This is a genomic window from Dickeya sp. ws52 (assembly GCF_007210685.1).
In the GTDB taxonomy this organism is placed as follows: domain Bacteria; phylum Pseudomonadota; class Gammaproteobacteria; order Enterobacterales; family Enterobacteriaceae; genus Dickeya; species Dickeya chrysanthemi.
Genome location: NZ_SZVX01000008.1, coordinates 72,507 through 89,736, shown reverse-complemented (window position 1 = coordinate 89,736; position 17,230 = coordinate 72,507). Strand labels below are relative to the sequence as shown.

The 17,230-nt window shown below is 55.4% G+C and carries 16 protein-coding genes; 13 read left to right on the top strand and 3 right to left on the bottom strand.

Annotation, left to right across the window (positions count from 1 at the left end):
- Window positions 1–21 precede the first annotated feature (21 nt).
- The 10 genes from FDP13_RS09580 to FDP13_RS09530 all read left to right on the top strand — a co-directional run bounded on the left by FDP13_RS09580 (window position 22) and on the right by FDP13_RS09530 (window position 10,187).
- Window positions 22–939 carry an ABC transporter permease gene (locus FDP13_RS09580; protein WP_143839313.1) on the top strand — a complete coding sequence of 306 codons (918 nt, stop codon included), beginning with the start codon at window positions 22–24 and terminating at the stop codon, window positions 937–939.
- A 9-nt stretch (window positions 940–948) separates the two neighbouring features.
- Entirely contained in the window at window positions 949–1,875 is a 927-nt protein-coding gene (locus FDP13_RS09575; RefSeq protein WP_015847951.1) for an ABC transporter permease, read from the top strand.
- 26 nt (window positions 1,876–1,901) lie between these two features.
- Complete coding sequence (locus FDP13_RS09570) at window positions 1,902–2,951, top strand: ABC transporter ATP-binding protein (protein WP_033576609.1); 1,050 nt, start codon at window positions 1,902–1,904, stop codon at window positions 2,949–2,951.
- Complete coding sequence (locus tag FDP13_RS09565; protein WP_143839312.1) at window positions 2,948–3,811, top strand: ATP-binding cassette domain-containing protein; 864 nt, start codon at window positions 2,948–2,950, stop codon at window positions 3,809–3,811. The genes FDP13_RS09570 and FDP13_RS09565 overlap by 4 nt, the downstream gene beginning before the upstream one ends.
- 35 nt (window positions 3,812–3,846) lie before the next feature.
- A complete protein-coding gene (locus FDP13_RS09560) occupies window positions 3,847–5,265 on the top strand; it encodes a M20 family metallopeptidase (protein ID WP_143839311.1) in 1,419 nt (472 codons plus the stop codon).
- Between the two features lie 397 nt (window positions 5,266–5,662).
- Window positions 5,663–6,595, top strand: a complete 933-nt coding sequence (locus tag FDP13_RS09550; protein WP_143839310.1) for a LysR family transcriptional regulator — start codon at window positions 5,663–5,665, stop codon at window positions 6,593–6,595.
- Between the two features lie 245 nt (window positions 6,596–6,840).
- Window positions 6,841–7,857: a 1-aminocyclopropane-1-carboxylate deaminase gene (locus tag FDP13_RS09545; RefSeq protein WP_027713244.1), complete on the top strand. Its 1,017-nt coding sequence runs from the start codon at window positions 6,841–6,843 to the stop codon at window positions 7,855–7,857.
- 196 nt (window positions 7,858–8,053) lie between these two features.
- Window positions 8,054–8,275 carry a ribbon-helix-helix domain-containing protein gene (locus FDP13_RS21975; RefSeq protein WP_143839309.1) on the top strand — a complete coding sequence of 74 codons (222 nt, stop codon included), beginning with the start codon at window positions 8,054–8,056 and terminating at the stop codon, window positions 8,273–8,275.
- A gap of 170 nt (window positions 8,276–8,445) precedes the next feature.
- Window positions 8,446–9,537 (top strand): AAA family ATPase, encoded by a 1,092-nt coding sequence (locus FDP13_RS09535; protein ID WP_015847945.1) that lies wholly within the window; start codon window positions 8,446–8,448, stop codon window positions 9,535–9,537.
- Window positions 9,534–10,187: a DUF4276 family protein gene (locus tag FDP13_RS09530; protein ID WP_015847944.1), complete on the top strand. Its 654-nt coding sequence runs from the start codon at window positions 9,534–9,536 to the stop codon at window positions 10,185–10,187. Before FDP13_RS09535 ends, FDP13_RS09530 begins: the two co-directional genes overlap by 4 nt.
- A gap of 144 nt (window positions 10,188–10,331) precedes the next feature.
- Here FDP13_RS09530 and FDP13_RS09525 read toward each other — a convergent pair whose 3' ends face one another.
- Window positions 10,332–10,835, bottom strand: a complete 504-nt coding sequence (locus FDP13_RS09525) for an Lrp/AsnC family transcriptional regulator (protein WP_081642349.1) — start codon at window positions 10,833–10,835, stop codon at window positions 10,332–10,334.
- A gap of 190 nt (window positions 10,836–11,025) precedes the next feature.
- Window positions 11,026–11,556 (bottom strand): chorismate mutase, encoded by a 531-nt coding sequence (locus tag FDP13_RS09520; RefSeq protein WP_199886317.1) that lies wholly within the window; start codon window positions 11,554–11,556, stop codon window positions 11,026–11,028.
- A 582-nt stretch (window positions 11,557–12,138) separates the two neighbouring features.
- Between FDP13_RS09520 and FDP13_RS09515 the strand changes: the two genes are divergently transcribed.
- Window positions 12,139–13,599, top strand: coding sequence for a TrkH family potassium uptake protein (locus tag FDP13_RS09515; RefSeq protein ID WP_143839308.1), 1,461 nt, complete (start codon window positions 12,139–12,141; stop codon window positions 13,597–13,599).
- A gap of 114 nt (window positions 13,600–13,713) precedes the next feature.
- On the opposite strand, the gene FDP13_RS09510 is transcribed toward FDP13_RS09515, so the two are convergent.
- On the bottom strand, window positions 13,714–14,943 hold the full coding sequence (locus FDP13_RS09510; protein ID WP_143839307.1) for an MFS transporter: 1,230 nt from the start codon (window positions 14,941–14,943) through the stop codon (window positions 13,714–13,716).
- A gap of 545 nt (window positions 14,944–15,488) precedes the next feature.
- Here FDP13_RS09510 and FDP13_RS09505 point away from each other — a divergent pair.
- Both FDP13_RS09505 and FDP13_RS09500 read left to right on the top strand, forming a co-directional pair.
- On the top strand, window positions 15,489–16,199 hold the full coding sequence (locus FDP13_RS09505) for a phosphohydrolase (RefSeq protein ID WP_015847938.1): 711 nt from the start codon (window positions 15,489–15,491) through the stop codon (window positions 16,197–16,199).
- A 146-nt stretch (window positions 16,200–16,345) separates the two neighbouring features.
- Window positions 16,346–17,152: an IclR family transcriptional regulator gene (locus FDP13_RS09500; RefSeq protein ID WP_015847937.1), complete on the top strand. Its 807-nt coding sequence runs from the start codon at window positions 16,346–16,348 to the stop codon at window positions 17,150–17,152.
- The last annotated feature ends 78 nt before the right edge of the window (window positions 17,153–17,230 follow it).

The following is a 17,230-nucleotide window of genomic DNA, read 5'->3' as shown; positions in this document are numbered from 1 at the left end:
TAAGGGGTAAGGAGCTCGCTTATGGTGAAGTACGTTTTTCAGCGGTCACTGGTGGCGCTGGCGGTGTTGTTTACCGTGGCGGCGGTCAGCTTTTCGCTGCTGCACCTGTCCGGCGACCTGGCGACCGCCATCGCCGGGCCGGACGCCACCGCCGAAACCATCGCCCAGATCCGGGTACAAAACGGGTTGGATCAGCCGCTATTGAGCCAGTTCTCCCGTTGGATGTGGTCGGCGCTGCAACTGGATTTCGGGCGCTCGTTCTATTTTGAAAATACGGTGATGGAGCTGGTCGGCCAGCGTATGCCGGTCACCCTGAAGCTGGGCGGGGCGGCGCTGTTGCTGGCGCTGGTGGTGGCGATCCCCCTCGGTGTGCTGGCGGCGGTATTTCGGGATACCTGGGTCGATCGTTTTGCCATGTTGGTGTCGGTTATCGGTCAGGCGATGCCCAATTTCTGGTTTGCGCTGGTGTTGATCCTGGTGTTCGCCGTTGGGCTGAAGTGGCTGCCGGTGGCGGGTAACACCGGCTGGCAACACTTCGTACTGCCGGCGGTGGCGCTGGGGTATTACGCCATGCCGTCGCTGATGCGGCTAACCCGCTCCGGCATGTTGGACGTGCTCGGCTCCGACTATATCCGCACCGCGCACGCCAAAGGGCTGAGTGCGTTCAAGGTGGTGGTCAAGCACGGCCTGCGCAACGCCATCATTCCGGTAGTGGCGCTGGCGACGGTGGAACTGGGGTTCATGCTCGGCGGTTCGGTGGTGATCGAATCGGTGTTTTCGTTGCAGGGGCTGGGACAGTTGGCGTGGGATTCCATCGCCCGTAACGACTTTCCGGTGGTGCAGGCCATCGTGCTGATCATCGCCGTGTTTTATATCGGGCTGACGTTCCTGGCGGATGTGCTCAACGCGCTATTAGACCCACGACTGCGCAGCAGATAAGGAGCGGTGATGAAGACAGCAATGGCACGACTGGCCGTGATGATGAAAACCGCCCCGGCGCCGGGCCTGTTGCCGGAGCCTGGGCCGTGGCAGCGCTGGCGACGCAAGATTCTGGGGCACCACGGCATGACGCTCGGATTGGTGATTCTGGTGGCGATTGTGGCGCTGGCGATACTGGCGCCGCTCATCAGCCCGCACGACCCCTACGCGCAGGACGTTAGCCGACGGTTGATCCCGCCGGTGTGGCATGAAAAAGGCAGTTGGGCGCATCTGCTCGGCACCGACAAGCTAGGGCGGGATTACTTCAGCCGATTGCTGTTCGGTGCGCGGGTATCGCTGACCATCGGTCTGGTGTCGGTGATGCTGGCAGGCACCATCGGCATTGCGCTGGGGGTGCTGGCGGGCTATTTCGGCGGCCGGGTCGATGCGGTGGTGAGTTATCTCCTGACCGTACGTCTGGCATTGCCGGTGATCCTGGTGGCGCTGGCGCTGGCGTCGTTGGTGGGCGGTTCGGTCAAGGTGGTGATTATGCTGCTGGGTTTACTGTTGTGGGACCGCTTTCTGATTGTCTCGCGTTCGGTGACGCGTCAGCTACGCGAAGCGGAGTTTATCGCCGCAGCCCAGACGCTCGGCGCCTCATCGCTGTTCATCATGCTGCGGGAGATCCTGCCCAACCTGCTGGGGCCGCTGACCGTAGTGGCGACGCTGGAAATCGCCCATGCCGTTTTGCTGGAAGCGACGTTGTCATTCCTCGGCCTTGGCGTACAACCGCCGATGCCGTCCTGGGGGCTGATGGTCGCGGAGGGTAAAGCCTACATGTTCTTCCAGCCGTGGGTGATTGTGATCCCAGGCGTGGTGCTGGCGTTGCTGGTGCTGAGCATCAATCTGGTGGGTGACGGCCTGCGCGATGTGACCGCGCTGGATGGACGCAATTGAGCGCCTTAGGCTCTGAGGATAACGCTATGCATACAGCTATTGAGACTACCGGTGGGGCCAACCCGTCGGCCGGAGGGCCGAGCGAGGGGCAGGCCGAAATCGTGCTGGAGGTGAAAAATCTGCGGGTCGATTTGGCGACGCCGCGCGGCACGCTACACGCGGTACGCGGCATCGATTTTTCGGTACGGCGCGGTGAAATGCTGTGTCTGGTGGGGGAATCGGGGTGCGGCAAGTCGATGACCTCGTTGGCGCTGATGGATCTGTTGCCGCGTAATGCGGTGCGCCGCGCCGATACGCTGCGCTTTCGGGACGCCGACTTGTTATCGCTGAGCCCGCGTGAGCGCCGGGCGTTGCGCGGCAGCCGGATGGCGATGATCTTTCAGGAGCCGATGACCTCGCTCAACCCTTCATTCACGCTGGGTGATCAACTGTGCGAAACGCTGCTGGCGCACCGTAAGGTCTCGAAAGCCGAGGCGCGCGACCGGGCGGTGTATCTGATGGAGCGCGTCGGCATTCCAATGGCGGCGGATCGGCTGCGGCAGTACCCGCATCAACTCTCCGGCGGCCTGCGCCAGCGCATTATGATCGCCATGGCATTGATGTGCGGCCCGGAGCTGATCATCGCCGATGAACCGACTACCGCGCTGGATGTCACCATTCAAGCGCAGATCCTGCGGATGCTGCGCGAGCTGCAACAGGAGTTCGGCACGGCGGTGGTTTTCATCACCCATGATCTGGGCGTGGTGGCGCGTATCGCCGATCGGGTGGCGGTGATGTACGCCGGGCAGGTGGTGGAAACCGCGCCGGTGATGGAGCTGTTTCACCAGCCTTGTCACCCGTATACCCGCGGGCTGCTGGAGTGTATTCCGATAGCCGGGCGCACCGTGCCGGGCGAGCCGTTGCAGGCGATCCCCGGCGTGGTGCCGAGCCTGATCGGGCCGCAACAGGGCTGTGCGTTTCGCAACCGTTGCAACCAGTGTCACGCACGCTGTGCGCAGGAACCGCCTTATGTCGCGGTGACAAGCCAGCACGCGGTGCGCTGTGTCGATGCGCTGATGGCGGAGGAGCCGGTATGAGTCAGATGACAGAAGAACGCGGCCGCCCGCTGCCGCACATTCCGGGCAACGACGATATCGCGCTGGAGCTGTGTGCGCTCAGCCGGGTGTTCCGGCTTAATCGCGGGCTGTTCTCCCGGCCCGGCGAAATCCGCGCGGTGGACAACGTGTCGCTGCGTATTCGCCGGGGCGAGACGCTGGGGCTGGTCGGCGAGTCCGGCTGCGGTAAGAGCACACTGGCGAAAATGCTGCTCGGCCTGTTGCCGCCGACCTCCGGCAATGTGTTGATTGAAGGGCGCGAGATCGACGCCGGCGAGCGGCGTGAATTGGCTGGCCGCATCCAACCGATCTTTCAAGATCCCTACTCCTCGTTGAATCCGCGCCGTACGGTGGCGGATATCGTGGAAGTGGCGCTGCGGCTGCATCGCATCGGTACGCCAACGGAGCGTAAACAGCGGGTACGCGAGATGCTGGACTGGGTGGGGATGCCGGTGCGTACCCACGGCCAGTACCCCGGCCAGCTCTCCGGCGGCCAGCGCCAGCGGGTGGCGATTGCCCGCGCCTTAATCCTGCAACCGGCGATCCTGATTTGCGACGAGCCGACCTCGGCGCTGGATGTGTCGGTACAGGCACAGATCCTCAACCTGTTGCTGACGCTGAAAAAAGAGCTGGGCCTGACCTATCTGTTTATCAGCCATAACTTGTCGGTAGTGGAATATCTGGTGGATCACGTGGCGGTGATGCGCAAAGGCGCGATTGTCGAACAGGGCACCCGCGAGCAGGTATTCGGCGCGCCGCAGCATCCTTACACCCAGGCGCTGCTGGCGTCGGTGCTGACGCCGGAGCCGGGGTTGGGCATTCCGGATATCGCGTTGGCGTAAACCCAACGAAGACGTGAACAGAACAAGGACAAACCATGACACGTGAAGAGATGATGCAGCGTGCGGCGGCGTATTTCGACTCCGGCGCATTCCGTGATGCGCTGGCGCAGCGGGTGGCCTGCCAGACCGAAAGCCAGAACGTAGAACGCGCCCCGGCTTTGATGGGTTACCTGACCGATGAGATGATCCCGCTGCTCAACGAGATGGGGTTCGAATGCCTGATTGTGCCTAACCCGGTGGCGGAGCGCGGGCCGTTCCTGCTGGCGCGGCGCATAGAGCCGGATGCGGCACTGACGGTGCTGACTTATGGGCACGGCGACGTGGTGATGGGGGACGCGGCGCGCTGGCGTAGCGGCTTATCGCCGTGGACGTTGACGGCGGAGGGCAACCGCTGGTACGGGCGTGGCACCGCCGACAATAAAGGCCAGCACACCATTAATCTGGCGGCGCTGGCATTGGTACTGAATGCCTGTGATGGCCGGCTGGGTTACAACGTGAAGCTGATTCTGGAAATGGGCGAAGAGTGCGGATCGCCCGGTCTGGATACCGTGTGCCAGCAATACCGCGACTGGCTGGCGGCGGATCTGTTCATCGCCTCGGACGGCCCGCGCGTCAGTGCTGACCGGCCGACGCTGTTTCTCGGCTCGCGCGGCGTATTCAACTTTGGCCTGCAACTGACGCTGCGCGACGGCGCGCACCATTCCGGCAATTGGGGCGGGCTGCTCAGTAATCCCGGTATCCGGCTGGCGCACGCGATCGGTTGTCTGGTGGATGCCAACGGCCGCATTCTGGTGCCGGAACTGCTGCCGCCGCCGCTGTCGGCCTCGATTCGCCACGCGTTGTCGAGCCTGCAATTGGCGGGGGCACCGGGCGACCCGGCCATCGATCCGCACTGGGGGGAACCGGGGTTGAGCGCCGCCGAAAAGGTGTACGGCTGGAATACGCTGGATGTGCTGGCGTTCGTCACCGGCGACCCGGATAAGCCCGCGCACGCCATCCCGCCGACGGCCCGCGCCCAGTGCCATATGCGCTATGTGCCGGGCAGTGATGTGGAACACTTTGCCGGGCACATTCGCCGCCGTCTTGATGCCTGCGGGTTTGAGGATGTCGAGCTCGTTAAACCGGAGAACTGTTTTGAAGCCACCCGCATCGACCCGGACGACCCCTGGGTGCATTGGGGTGTCGCTTCGATCGAACGTTCGGTCGGCAAACAGGCGGCGGTGCTACCCAACTTCGGCGGCGGCCTGCCCAACGCCTGTTTCCTGCGCACGCTCGGCCTGCCGACGCTGTGGGTGCCGCACTCGTACCCCGCCTGTTCCCAGCACGCCCCCAACGAACACCTGCTGGCGGACGTCGCGCGCGAAGCCCTGCACATCATGAGCGGCCTGTTTTGGGATTTGGCACAGGAGGGCAGCAAGGTGCAGCAATCCCGACAGCACAATGCCAGGGGATAGCCCCTGCACCCCTATGGTCTGTTTACCGCATTCATGCAGGGGATGTGGTGATATTTCGTGCGTAATAACCGGCGCTGTTTCTCAGCAACTTCGGCGCACGCACGACAAGGAGAGGCTCAAACGCCGCCTCTCCTTGACCACTGGCTGGTGGCTAAACTATGCCGCTTCGCGGTCCCTTCGGTGTTCGCCCCTGCTGTTCGGGCCGCCCGTGACGCGCTCCCGGCGCGGCACGGGCTTTCGCCGCGTCCGTGCGGCTCACCCGACAGGGGCGCACGCCTCAGCATAGTTTTTAACGCCAGAAAAACCAAAACCCTAAAAACACGCTCGCAGAAGGTTTCTCGTTTCTCTTGTCAGGAATACGGCAGTAACGGCTCACGCCATATTTGGGAGATGATCCATGCACAATAGTGAAATTCGTTACTTTATGGCGGTAGTGAATGCCAGCTCCATCAGCGCCGCCAGTCAGCAGTTGTTTGTGGCGGTGTCCGCCATCAGTCGGCAGATCCAGCGGCTGGAAACCCGGCTGGGAATGCCGCTGTTTGAACGCAGTACCCGCGGCATGGTATTGAACGACGCCGGGCATATTCTGGCGAATCATGTGCGGCGCAGTATGGCCGACATGGAACTGGCGATGGCGGAAATCGAAGGCATGAAATCGGCGCGCCAGACCACGTTGCGGGTGGTCTGCACCGACGGGTTGGCTTTCAACCTGCTGCCTGCCCTGCTGGCGCGTTTTCGTGAGCTGCACCCCCGCGTCAATTTTTATCTGACGGTCGGCAGCGCCCGGCAAGTGCCGGAACTGCTGCGTAACGGCGAGTGCGACGTCGCCTTGAAATTTAGCCTGTCGCCGGAACAAGGGGTGGACGTGCTGGCGTCGTTTCCGGCACCGGTACTGGTGTTTATGGCGCAAGACCATCCGCTGGCTAACCGGGATTTCCAACTGGCGGATCTCAATGCCTGGCCGGTAGTGCTGCCGGACCCGTCCGCCACCATCCGGCAACTGTTTGATCTCTCCTGTCGCATGAACAACGTCTTTATCGAGCCGGTATTCACCTGCAACCATTTCTCCAGCCTGTATGAGTATGTGCGTACCACGCCGGAAGCAGTCAGCGTGTGCAGCCATTTCTCTATCTTGTGCAGCGCCCGGCGTGACGGCCTGACGATGAAGGCCGTCAATCTGGACCAACTGAGCCAGCGTACCTTGCAGTTGCAAACCGAAATGGGCAGGCCGCGTACCGCGCTCCTTGAGAGCTTTTTTGTCTTCCTGAAGCAGGCGTTACAGCAGTATGACCAGCAATGTCGGCTGGATTTCGGGCTACCGTTACGCTGAGCTGCATCGGTTTTATCACGCCGAGGTTTTTAATTAATTTTATTTCGTATTTTTGTTTTATTTTTAAATTTAAGTCTTTATAAAAATAAAATTTGTTAATTTATTAAAAAATAAACAGCTAAAAACGCAATTTAAATCACTTTGGTTTTCTGTAGTATCAAGGGTAAGCGATGACGCGGTTTTCCTGTCGGAAAGCGCCCATCCGACGCCTGATCGATCCACGTTAGCTACCCCGGAGCCTGACCATGAATCTGGAAAAATTCCCGCGTTACCCTTTAACTTTCGGACCGTCGCCGATTACCCCGATGAAACGCCTGAGCGAATACCTGGGCGGCGATGTGGAAATTTATGCCAAACGTGAAGACTGCAACAGCGGGTTGGCGTTCGGCGGCAACAAAACCCGCAAGCTGGAGTACCTGATCCCGGAAGCGCTGGCGCAGGGCTGCGACACGCTGGTGTCGATTGGTGGCGTGCAATCCAACCAAACCCGTCAGGTGGCGGCTGTTGCGGCGCATCTGGGTATGAAATGTATTCTGGTGCAGGAAAACTGGGTGAATTACGCCGATGCGGTGTACGACCGGGTGGGCAATATCGAGCTGTCGCGCATTATGGGCGCCGATGTGCGTCTTGATCCGGCCGGTTTCGACATCGGCATCCGCGAAAGCTGGAAACAAGCGATGGAAGAAGCTGCGCAAAACGGCGGCAAACCATTCCCGATCCCGGCCGGCTGCTCCGAGCACCCGTACGGCGGTCTGGGTTTCGTGGGCTTTGCCGAAGAAGTGCGCCAGCAGGAAAAAGAGCTGGGTTTTAAATTTGATTACATCGTGGTGTGCTCGGTCACCGGCAGCACCCAGGCGGGGATGGTGGTGGGGTTTGCCGCCGATGGCCGCGCCCGCAACGTGATCGGCATCGACGCTTCCGCCAAGCCGGAAAAAACCAAGGCGCAGATCCTGCGCATCGCGCAAAACACCGCCGGGCTGGTGGAGTTGGGCCGCGAGATAACCGAAGAAGACGTGGTGCTGGATACCCGTTACGGCGGCCCGGAATACGGCTTGCCGAACGATGGCACGCTGGAAGCCATCCGCCTGTGCGCGCGTCTGGAAGGGGTACTGACCGACCCGGTGTACGAAGGCAAATCGATGCACGGCATGATCGACATGGTGCGTAACGGCGAGTTCCCGAAAGGCTCTAAAGTGCTCTACGCCCACCTTGGCGGCGCACCGGCGCTGAATGCTTACAGCTATATTTTCCGCAATGGTTGATTACCGTTATAACGTCCAGGTCACGGTATAAGTTCGCTAATAACAAACCAATGAGGCTGTTTGTCGGCAGCCTCGGTTGCAGGCTTTAGACATTGATAATGTGTTGCAATATTTGCAATGCGTTATTTTCAACAGCGGTCGCAAAAGCGGCCTCTTTTTTTTAGTGGCATAACAGATTTTTACATCAAAGTGATGCATGATTCATACATGTGATGCTTCGGTTCAGATCCCCGCCATGAAATCAACTCGTACTACAGTTTCTCTAACCGTCGAACAGCTTCAGTCATTGCAAGAGATGGCTGATATGAATGGGTTGTCTATCTCCTGGCTTATCAGGCAGGCTGTCAGTGATTTCCTTGCTCAATATTCTGATAAGAAATTTGAGCCGTTGCGGGTTACTCGCAAGGAGTCTGAGTGATGCATTCAGAGCGGTTGGCGCAGGAAGATAACGCTGAAAACTCAATGATTCAGGCGATTGCGGGGTTTGTGTTGATATGAGCCCGCATCAGGTTAGCGATGGATACACTGACTATCCCTTTTATTCACAATTCGTTGGCAGTTAAATTTACCAACAGAAGGTAATCGTTTATGAAACACGTGACCAATCCTGACCAGCTCAGTAAGTTGCTGATTGAAGGTTACAAGTCTATTGAACGTTGTGAGTTGCAAATGGGCAGCCTCAATGTACTGATTGGCGCTAATGGTGCAGGTAAATCGAACTTTATCAGTTTCTTCCGTTTGATTGCGACGTTACTTGACCAGCGCTTGCAATCGTTAGTCAGTAAAGCTGGCGGGCCTGATGCCATGTTGCATTTCGGGCGTAAAAAAACGCCACATCTGAAAGGCGAACTTTATTTTGGCAATAACGGTTATAAGTTCGAGCTTGAGCCAACCAATGACAACCGGATGATGTTTTCACGTGAAGCGTTATGGTGGAACATGAGTGGCGATAAAGGTGTTGTTGCTGGTCATTTCGAATCGCGGGCAGAAGAACATAATACAGGTATTAAAAAGTACACATTGCCAATTATGCGGCGCTGGCGCGTCTATCACTTTCATGACACCAGCGAATCAGCTCGTGTAAAGCAGATACACCGTATTAATGATAATGACTATTTAAGAGAGGACGGTGCGAACCTTGCAGCATTCCTGTATCGGTTGCAGAAAAACCATGCTGCACACTATAAGCGAATCGTTAAAAGTATTCAGATGGTTGCGCCATTTTTTGGTGATTTCTACCTGCGCCCAACGTCAGATAACCCTGATACTATTCAGCTTGAGTGGACAGAAAAAGAGCAGGACGTTCCGTTCAAAGCCAATGAACTGTCGGACGGCAGCTTGCGTTTTATTCTCCTGGCAACGGTGTTATTGCAACCAGAAGAGTACAAACCGAGTGCGATTATCGTAGATGAACCAGAACTGGGTTTACACCCATACGCGATTGCCGTGCTGGCAGATTTAATTAAAAGCGCCAGTCACGAACATCAGTTAATTATCTCAACCCAGTCGGTAGAATTGGTCAATGAATTTGATGCGGAAGATCTGATTGTCGTTGATAAGAAAGGTGGCGCATCAACATTCAAACGGCTTGAGTCCGGCTCATTGGAAGAGTGGTTGAGTGATTATAGTCTGGGTGAGTTGTGGACGAAAAATCTGTTGGGCGGGAGGCCACAACGATGATTCGGGTCAATATCTTTGTGGAAGGACAAACAGAAGAAACCTTTGTCCGTGATGTTTTGGCACCGGCATTTGCGTATAAACAAATTTACTTTACCCCCATCCTTGCACAAACCAGTCGAGGTCATAAAGGCGGAATTGTGAGTTATGGCAAGGTGAAACATCAGATAGAACGATTGTGTAAGCAGGATCCGCAGGCATGGGTGACAACCATGATAGATTATTATGGTTTACCGACGGATTTTCCGGGGCAAGATGGGAGTCCGGTTCAGAATGCCGATATTTACGTCAGAATTGGTCGTTTGGAGCAGGCATTTGAGCAAGATATCAATCAGCCTAATTTTCTCTCAAATTTTATCGTGCATGAATACGAGGCACTGCTGTTTTGCCAGCCTGAAAAGTTTATTGATTGGATCGATGACGAAACCTCGGTAAAAAAACTCCTGGCGATGAAAGCCGAGTTTCCTACGCCTGAGCAGATCAATAACAGCCCGCAAACCGCGCCGTCTAAACGTATTCTGGCGACTATCCCTACATACAAAAAAACATTACATGGTCCGTTGATTGCGGCTGATATTGGGCTGGATAGTATGCGTCGACAATGCCCGCATTTTCACCGCTGGCTTTTGCGTATTGAAGCTTTGGCTGATTAATGTATTTGGTAAAAATCGGATAATGAAGGTGCCGAAACCGTAACTGGCATAATGGGGAAGGAGCAACGTTCCCGCCTCGAACCCTGTGTTTTTCTGGGGCTGCCGGAACAGCAATAGGCGGGATACGGCCCGGCTTCCCCACCCTTAAAACACCAACTGCGTCGTCGATAGCACTTCCCGCAGGCCGATAAAGGAGCGAATCTGGCGCACGCCCGGTAGGAACAGCAATTGCTCGGCGTGCAGTTTGTTGAAGCTCTGGTTGTCTTTGGTGCGTATCATCAGGATGTAGTCGAACTCGCCGGTGACCACGTGGCATTCCATGCAGCCGCTGATCTTTTGCACCGCCGCTTCGAAATCTTCAAAGCTTTTCGGCGTCGATCGGTCAAGCACCACGCCGATTAACACCACCATGCCGACATTCAGCGCCTGTGGGTTCAGCAGGGCGACATACCCTTTGATTAATCCTATCTGTTTCAGCCGTTCTACCCGCCGCAGGCACGCCGGCGCACTGAGCTTGACCTTTTCCGCCAGCGCCACATTCGAAATAGACGCATCGGACTGGAGATAACGCAGAATAGCCAGATCGAAACGGTCAAGATTGAGGTTTTTTTCGTCGGGGTTGTCGGCGGCGGTGGTTTTGGTTTTTATGGCAGCGGTTTTGGTTTTCATGGTGATTGAATCTCAACAGGCGCAAACGGCGCAGTAAAATTGCGTATGCAAGGAGTATGACGCAATTTCCTGCAACGGAGTACGGTAGTTTTCTGTGCGGCGCGTGGTGGCGAAAACGAAGCGTCGGGGGGAAGGTAAAACGGCGCGCGCAGTGGCGCGCCGCCTGAGACTATTGCTGTAATTTAGCCTGTTTCAGCGCGTCGAACAGCCGCGCCTTGTCGTGCTCGCTGAGATTCTTCTGGGTGACGGCGTGCATAAACGCCGTGTGATTCAGCCGGCTCAGGCTACCGCCCTGTTTGTGCAGCGTATCGGCGAGTTGCTGTAGCAGTACGCCGTTCAGTTTGGCTATCTGCACGCGCACTTCGTCCAACGGGTGCGGCTGCCAGTTCTTCTCGGGCACAGCCAGCCAGTCGGCACGGTAACGGTATTGAATCGCCTTAGCGGCATCCATCTGTGCCTGAATAAACGGCGTTACGGAGTCCGCGTCCAGCCCGTACTGCGTTGCCTGCTGTCGGCTGGCTTTCAGTACGTTGTCTTCTTGTTGCAGGTCCTCAATCGCCAGGTGATGAGCCGCTTTGTAGCCCGCCACATCTTTCATATAGCTGAGGCGTTGGTTAACCAGTGAGGCCAGATCGGTGCTTTCCGCTGCCAGCACGCTGGTGCTGAACAGGCAGGCTATCAGACACATTGTCCGTAACATATTTTCTCCCGGTGTTTGAAAGTAAAGGACAAAGCTGTTGTATAGGCTCTGTCGTTACCGCCGGCAGCGGCGCGGCGGGTAATGCGCAACTTATCTTACGTGTATGGCATTCTATTATGCGTTATGTGGCGGAGACGGATTCGTAACCAGACGTGCCTATTTTTTGCATTCTGTGCTGTAGTTACAAAGAGTTATTTTATGTTTTCGTGTGATTTGTCGAGCCGTCAGCCCTGACGGCATGTGCTCTGGCATGGTGGTTTGGCCTGCATACGCAGACGGCGGCTTGCGAAACGGACAAAGAAAGCCGCTTCATTTTTATAAATTTTTTATACTTTTTGACATACGCTGAAATGCCCAGTCCAAAATGTTGCCGCAGGAGGCGGGTGAGTTTCTCGCCAGACATTGAGAGAGGGCGTTATCGTAGCCATACTTTAATATTGTTGATGTGATGGGCAGATTGCCCGAACCATAAATGTTGTTTTGCTCCTATGCGTACCTGACGTGTTGCAGGGTTTTAAACGTGGGCGTTTTTTCTTTCTATTGAAGTATGACGGGTATAACCGATTGCGGTAAGGGTAGGTAATGATTACAAGAAACCAGCTTATGGTGATTACGCGTCTCTGTAGCTTCCTCATCATGCTGTATAGTCTTTCCATGCTGCCGCCGTCACTGGTTGCGCTCTGGTTTAGGGAAAAGAGTTTTTTCGCTTTCTTATATACCTTCTTGCTGGTATTTCCGGTTGGCGTCGCGGGGTGGATGTCTACCCGACAGCAATTTTCACGGGTATTTCCCCGCGAAGGGTTTCTGATCATCGTGATTTTCTGGTTGTTATTCTCGTTGATTAGCGCACTGCCCTTGACGATTAGCAGCGATCTGAATATTTCATTTACCGATGCCATGTTTGAAGGCGTGTCCGGGATCACCACAACCGGCGGCTCGGTGCTGAGTAATATCGATAACTTGCCTAAATCAATCTTGTTTTACCGCTCTCAACTGAATTTCATCGGTGGATTAGGCGTGATTGTGGTGGCCGTCGCCTTGCTGCCGATGCTCGGTATCGGGGGAGCCAGACTGTACCAATCTGAAACGCCGGGACCGTTTAAAGAAGAAAAATTAACCCCCCGGCTGGCCGATACCTCACGACAACTCTGGGGTGTTTACTCGCTGCTGGCGATAGCCTGTGCGGTGGCTTACTGGCTGGCGGGTATGCCCTGGTTCGACGCGGTATGCCATGCGCTCTCTACCGTATCGCTGGGCGGATTTTCCAGTAAAACGGATAGCCTCGGTTATTATGCCAATACCAATATTGAAATGGTCGGCGGGGTGTTTTCTCTGTTGGCCGGCGTGAACTTTATTCTGTATTACGTGGCGTTACATCGGCGTAGCCTGAAGCCGCTCATGTATAACCCCGAACTGCGTTTTTACCTGCTGATATTCGGGCTGGTGGCGGCGGTGGTGTGCGGTGAATTGTATCGTCTGAATGTCTTCGATGCGCAGGGCGCCTTTGTGCACGGTTTTTTCATGACGGCGTCCATCATGACCGACAATGGTCTGGCAACCAGCGGTTATGCCAAATGGCCGGAGCATGTGGTGATTTTTCTCATGGCTTCCAGTTTTTTCGGCGGCTGTATTGGTTCGACTTGCGGTGGTATCAAGGCATTACGGCTGTTGATTCTCTATAAGCAAAGTAAGCGCGAACTGGAGCAACTGGTTCGGCCGAATGCGATTTGTATGGTCAAGATCAACGATGTCACCTTACAGGAAAATGTCATCCGTTCAGTGTGGAGCTTTTTCTTTCTCTACATTTTTTTCAGTTGCGTGTTTATTTTCTCACTGAATCAGATGGGGTATGACCTGGTCACGTCATTTTCAACCGTAGCGGCGTGTATTAATAATATGGGCCTGGGTCTGGGGGCGACCGCCGATGGTTTCGGCGGCCTGAGCAACGGTGCTAAGTGGTTAATGTGTCTGGCGATGGTAATGGGACGACTGGAGATTTACCCGATTCTGGTGCTGTTCTCTTCATCTTTTTGGCGTAGCTGAATATTGGCGTAGCTGAAGAATCGGCGCTGGGCCGCTGTCATCCTGTCTCCCGGTATGGCGGGAAACAGGATGGCCTGCCGACGCTCCTCTACCCTCAGCGGGGACCCGGAGAGGCTACTCGCAGGATGGGCTGGGCGCATCTGCCCGAGAGGGGGCCAGCCTGCGCCGCAGGCCAATCAGTAACCCGATGCCGGCCAGCAGCGAGAGCGCGATGGCAATATACATAAATCGGGTCAACGGCCAGTCATAATGGTCGGATAAAAACAGAAATACCCCCATCAGCGGCAGCACCGACTGGTTCAGCGTCAGAATCAGCGACGAGGTGCTGGCCAGATGCTCGTAGGGGATCAGCGTCAGGCGCAACGTACGCATGATATTACCGGTAAACACCTTACCGGCAATGCCCAGCGCGTAGAACGTCAGAAACGGCCCCAGTTGGTTGAGCGTGGTGGTCAGCAGCAGCGAGGCGATGACAATCAACCCTAGCCCTATCGTCAACAGCGCTTCGCGACTCAGACGATTGAGGGCCGCACCATAAATCAGCGTGGATAAAAATCCTGCCGCACCGGCGCAGATATCAATGAAACCAAAATATTTCACTGATAATCCCATATTATTTTCAATCAGGGCGGCACCGCTGGATTCGACTAATCCATCAAACATATTATTTCCCAGCGCCAGGGCGATCATCAAAATAATAAATGGATTTTTCAGAATTATCAGTAAAGGGAATAATCTCGTTTTTTCCGAATTCGGTGGCCTGATTTTATTTTTCGGTGAAAAATCCGGTGTAAAATTAAACAAACGAGAGGTAAGGAAATAATAGGCATTGCATAAATAGAGCGTCGCCGCGATGTACAACAGCGTCAGAAAACCGTATTCATATAACAACATGCCGACCAGCGGCCCCAGCACCATGCCCAGCAAATCTAACCGGGTCAACAGATTGGCATCCCGATCGATATGACGGCTGTAGGCGGCGATCAGCTTTTCCACCGCCGTTATCGTTTGTGCATTGCCGATGGACACGCCGGCACCCAGCAACCCGCAAGTGAGCGCCAGTATCAGTGGTTGTTCGGCAAAATTCAGCACCAGGCAGAGCAGCAGGCAACCAAACGCTTTGATCGCATCGGAGGCGATAGAAACGGGGCGAACGCCCAGACGGTCAATCAATACGCCGAGTACCGGCGTCAAGACAATTCGCGGTAACCACCATAGCATGTAAGACAAACCGGAATAGGTCAGGCTTTGCGTTTCAGCATAGACCAGTACCGGAATAAGGAACACCATCAGGCCATCAGCGATAAACACCAATGTGAGAAAAAATAGCAAAACCGGACTCATGGGATAAATACCCCTGACAGTATTACCCGCCATACTGCAAGTGTCGGGTACATCGGCTTTCCTTGCCTATCCTGGGCGCATGTTCCTACGCCAGGGGATTAGCTGCGTTGCCGCTGTCCTGCTGCTTGAATTATTGGGGGTATATCAGGTCATGTTTTGTAAATTAAAAAAATGACGTAAGCGGAGATAAAAAATAAACGCTACGACACCATATATACCCAAAATAATTCGAGTTGCAGGAAGGCGGCAAGAGAGAGAATCCCGATGAGCTTACTCAGGTAAGTGATTCGGGTGAACGAACGCAGCCAACGCACCTGCAACTTGAAGTATGACGGGTATAAGCGCCTAAATATAATAATGTGTGGCTGCGAAAGTAAATGTTTATTTATTGACAAAACGGGTAATAAACATTTTTTGTCTCAATAATTTTACCGCTTATTATCAATATCGAAGGGTAGCGCTGAGCGTATCAGTCATGTTGCTGTCATGACTTTTTGGTTATTCTTTGATGACAGACAGGGATTGATGCAGGAGAAAAGTACGGTATGGATTTACTCGGTTTTGAACAGGCTCTTAGTCAATACGTGGCCCGACATCTGGCGGATTCCGTGGATAGCGCGCATGACCATCATCATCTGGTGCGGGTAGCGAATAGCGCCCGGCGAATCCAGCAGCAGGAAGGCGGCGATTTGCGGGTGATTATCGCCGCGGCGTACCTGCACGACATCGTGCTGGTGCCGAAGAATCATCCTGATCGTTGCCGGGCGTCGCGTATGGCGGCGCAAGAGGCTTTGCGTATTCTGTCGCAGGATTTTCCCGACTTTCCCCACTCGTTGCATCCGGCGCTGTGTCATGCCGTCGAGGCGCACAGTTTTAGCGCCGGCATAACCGCGCAAACGCTGGAAGCGAAAATCGTACAGGATGCCGATCGGCTCGACTCGCTGGGCGCGTTAGGGTTGGCGCGGGTGTTTTATGTCGCGGGCATGATGGGGCGATCGTTGTTTGATCCGCAGGATTTGTTTGCCTGCGAGCGTGAGCCGGATGATCGTCTCTACACGCTGGATCATTTTCGCATCAAGCTGATGAAATTGCCGGAAACCATGAACACGGCGGAGGGCAAACGTATCGCTGAAGCCAACGCGTCCTGGCTGGTGGATTTTCTTGCCAAGTTGTCCGGGGAGATCGGCGGCGATCCGACGCGGTTGGACCCGCAGGTTCGGGAGTACTTTAGCGCCTGGCATCCCTGGTTGGCCTGATGCGGGTGGCGGGTAATCCCGGCGTCTTTTTTCTGTCTCTGTGATGCAACGCGGCGGCGATGTAACGCAGAGCGGCAGGGATCACGTCATATTATGTCAAATCATGCTATCGATAAGCGAAACTATTCAGTCAGAGGGATGGATGGATGGGCGCGCTGTCGCATGGTCATGATAAACCCACAGGCAACCAAAGCCTGCTGCGGGGATTTTTGCTGCTGGAGATTTTAAGCAATTACCCTAACGGTTGCCCGCTGGCGCATTTGGCCGGGCTGGCTCAGCTTAATAAAAGCACGGTGCATCGCTTGCTGCAGGGGTTGCAGGCATGTGGCTACGTGACCCCGGCGCCTGCGGCGGGCAGTTATCGTTTAACCACCCGATTTATTACCGTTGGGCAGACGTCGCTGGCGCCGCCCGCGGTTCTTCGGTTGATTGCGCCGTCGTTGCAGGCGTTGAATGCAGTGACCGGAGAAACCGTCAATTTCTCCAGGCGCGACGGTGATTACGGCATTCTGATCCACAAGCTGGAACCGACTATCGGTATGTTGCGCACCCGTGCTTATTTGGGGCAACAGATGACGTTATTCAGCTCGGCGATGGGGAAACTGTTTCTGGCCGACGACAGTGAAGAGGCGTTCTTTTCGTACTGGGGCCGCCATTACCCGTACATCCGTAAACTGACCCCTTATACCATTACCGACCCTGGGCACATGAAGCGCGAACTGGAAGATGTTCGTCAGCGTGGGGTGGCGTTTGATCGGGAAGAGCATGAGGTTGGCGTCTCTTGCATCGCCGCCCCGGTATTTGGTGCGCGTCAGCGGGTGAAATACGCCATTTCATTATCGCTCTCTTCGGTCAAGCTGCACCAAATCGACGAAGATACCTTGTTGACGCCATTACGTCAGACGGCTGAGGCGCTCTCTCAGGCCTTGAAAACCCTGCCTAATGACGAGTGAATATTCTCATGCCTTGCAGCGGAGCATAACGGAACACAACGGATAAAACAGGGTGAAAAAAGACGGGCCGTCATGTGT

Excerpts from the sequence above, each read along its gene's own strand:
- FDP13_RS09580 (WP_143839313.1), top strand. The coding sequence starts at position 22 with ATGGTGAAGTACGTTTTTCAGCGGTCACTGGTGGCGCTGGCGGTGTTG.
- FDP13_RS09575 (WP_015847951.1), top strand. The coding sequence starts at position 949 with ATGAAGACAGCAATGGCACGACTGGCCGTGATGATGAAAACCGCCCCG.
- FDP13_RS09570 (WP_033576609.1), top strand. The coding sequence starts at position 1,902 with ATGCATACAGCTATTGAGACTACCGGTGGGGCCAACCCGTCGGCCGGA.
- FDP13_RS09565 (WP_143839312.1), top strand. The coding sequence starts at position 2,948 with ATGAGTCAGATGACAGAAGAACGCGGCCGCCCGCTGCCGCACATTCCG.
- FDP13_RS09560 (WP_143839311.1), top strand. The coding sequence starts at position 3,847 with ATGACACGTGAAGAGATGATGCAGCGTGCGGCGGCGTATTTCGACTCC.
- FDP13_RS09550 (WP_143839310.1), top strand. The coding sequence starts at position 5,663 with ATGCACAATAGTGAAATTCGTTACTTTATGGCGGTAGTGAATGCCAGC.
- FDP13_RS09545 (WP_027713244.1), top strand. The coding sequence starts at position 6,841 with ATGAATCTGGAAAAATTCCCGCGTTACCCTTTAACTTTCGGACCGTCG.
- FDP13_RS21975 (WP_143839309.1), top strand. The coding sequence starts at position 8,054 with ATGATTCATACATGTGATGCTTCGGTTCAGATCCCCGCCATGAAATCA.
- FDP13_RS09535 (WP_015847945.1), top strand. The coding sequence starts at position 8,446 with ATGAAACACGTGACCAATCCTGACCAGCTCAGTAAGTTGCTGATTGAA.
- FDP13_RS09530 (WP_015847944.1), top strand. The coding sequence starts at position 9,534 with ATGATTCGGGTCAATATCTTTGTGGAAGGACAAACAGAAGAAACCTTT.
- FDP13_RS09520 (WP_199886317.1), bottom strand. The coding sequence starts at position 11,556 with ATGTTACGGACAATGTGTCTGATAGCCTGCCTGTTCAGCACCAGCGTG.
- FDP13_RS09515 (WP_143839308.1), top strand. The coding sequence starts at position 12,139 with ATGATTACAAGAAACCAGCTTATGGTGATTACGCGTCTCTGTAGCTTC.
- FDP13_RS09510 (WP_143839307.1), bottom strand. The coding sequence starts at position 14,943 with ATGAGTCCGGTTTTGCTATTTTTTCTCACATTGGTGTTTATCGCTGAT.
- FDP13_RS09505 (WP_015847938.1), top strand. The coding sequence starts at position 15,489 with ATGGATTTACTCGGTTTTGAACAGGCTCTTAGTCAATACGTGGCCCGA.
- FDP13_RS09500 (WP_015847937.1), top strand. The coding sequence starts at position 16,346 with ATGGGCGCGCTGTCGCATGGTCATGATAAACCCACAGGCAACCAAAGC.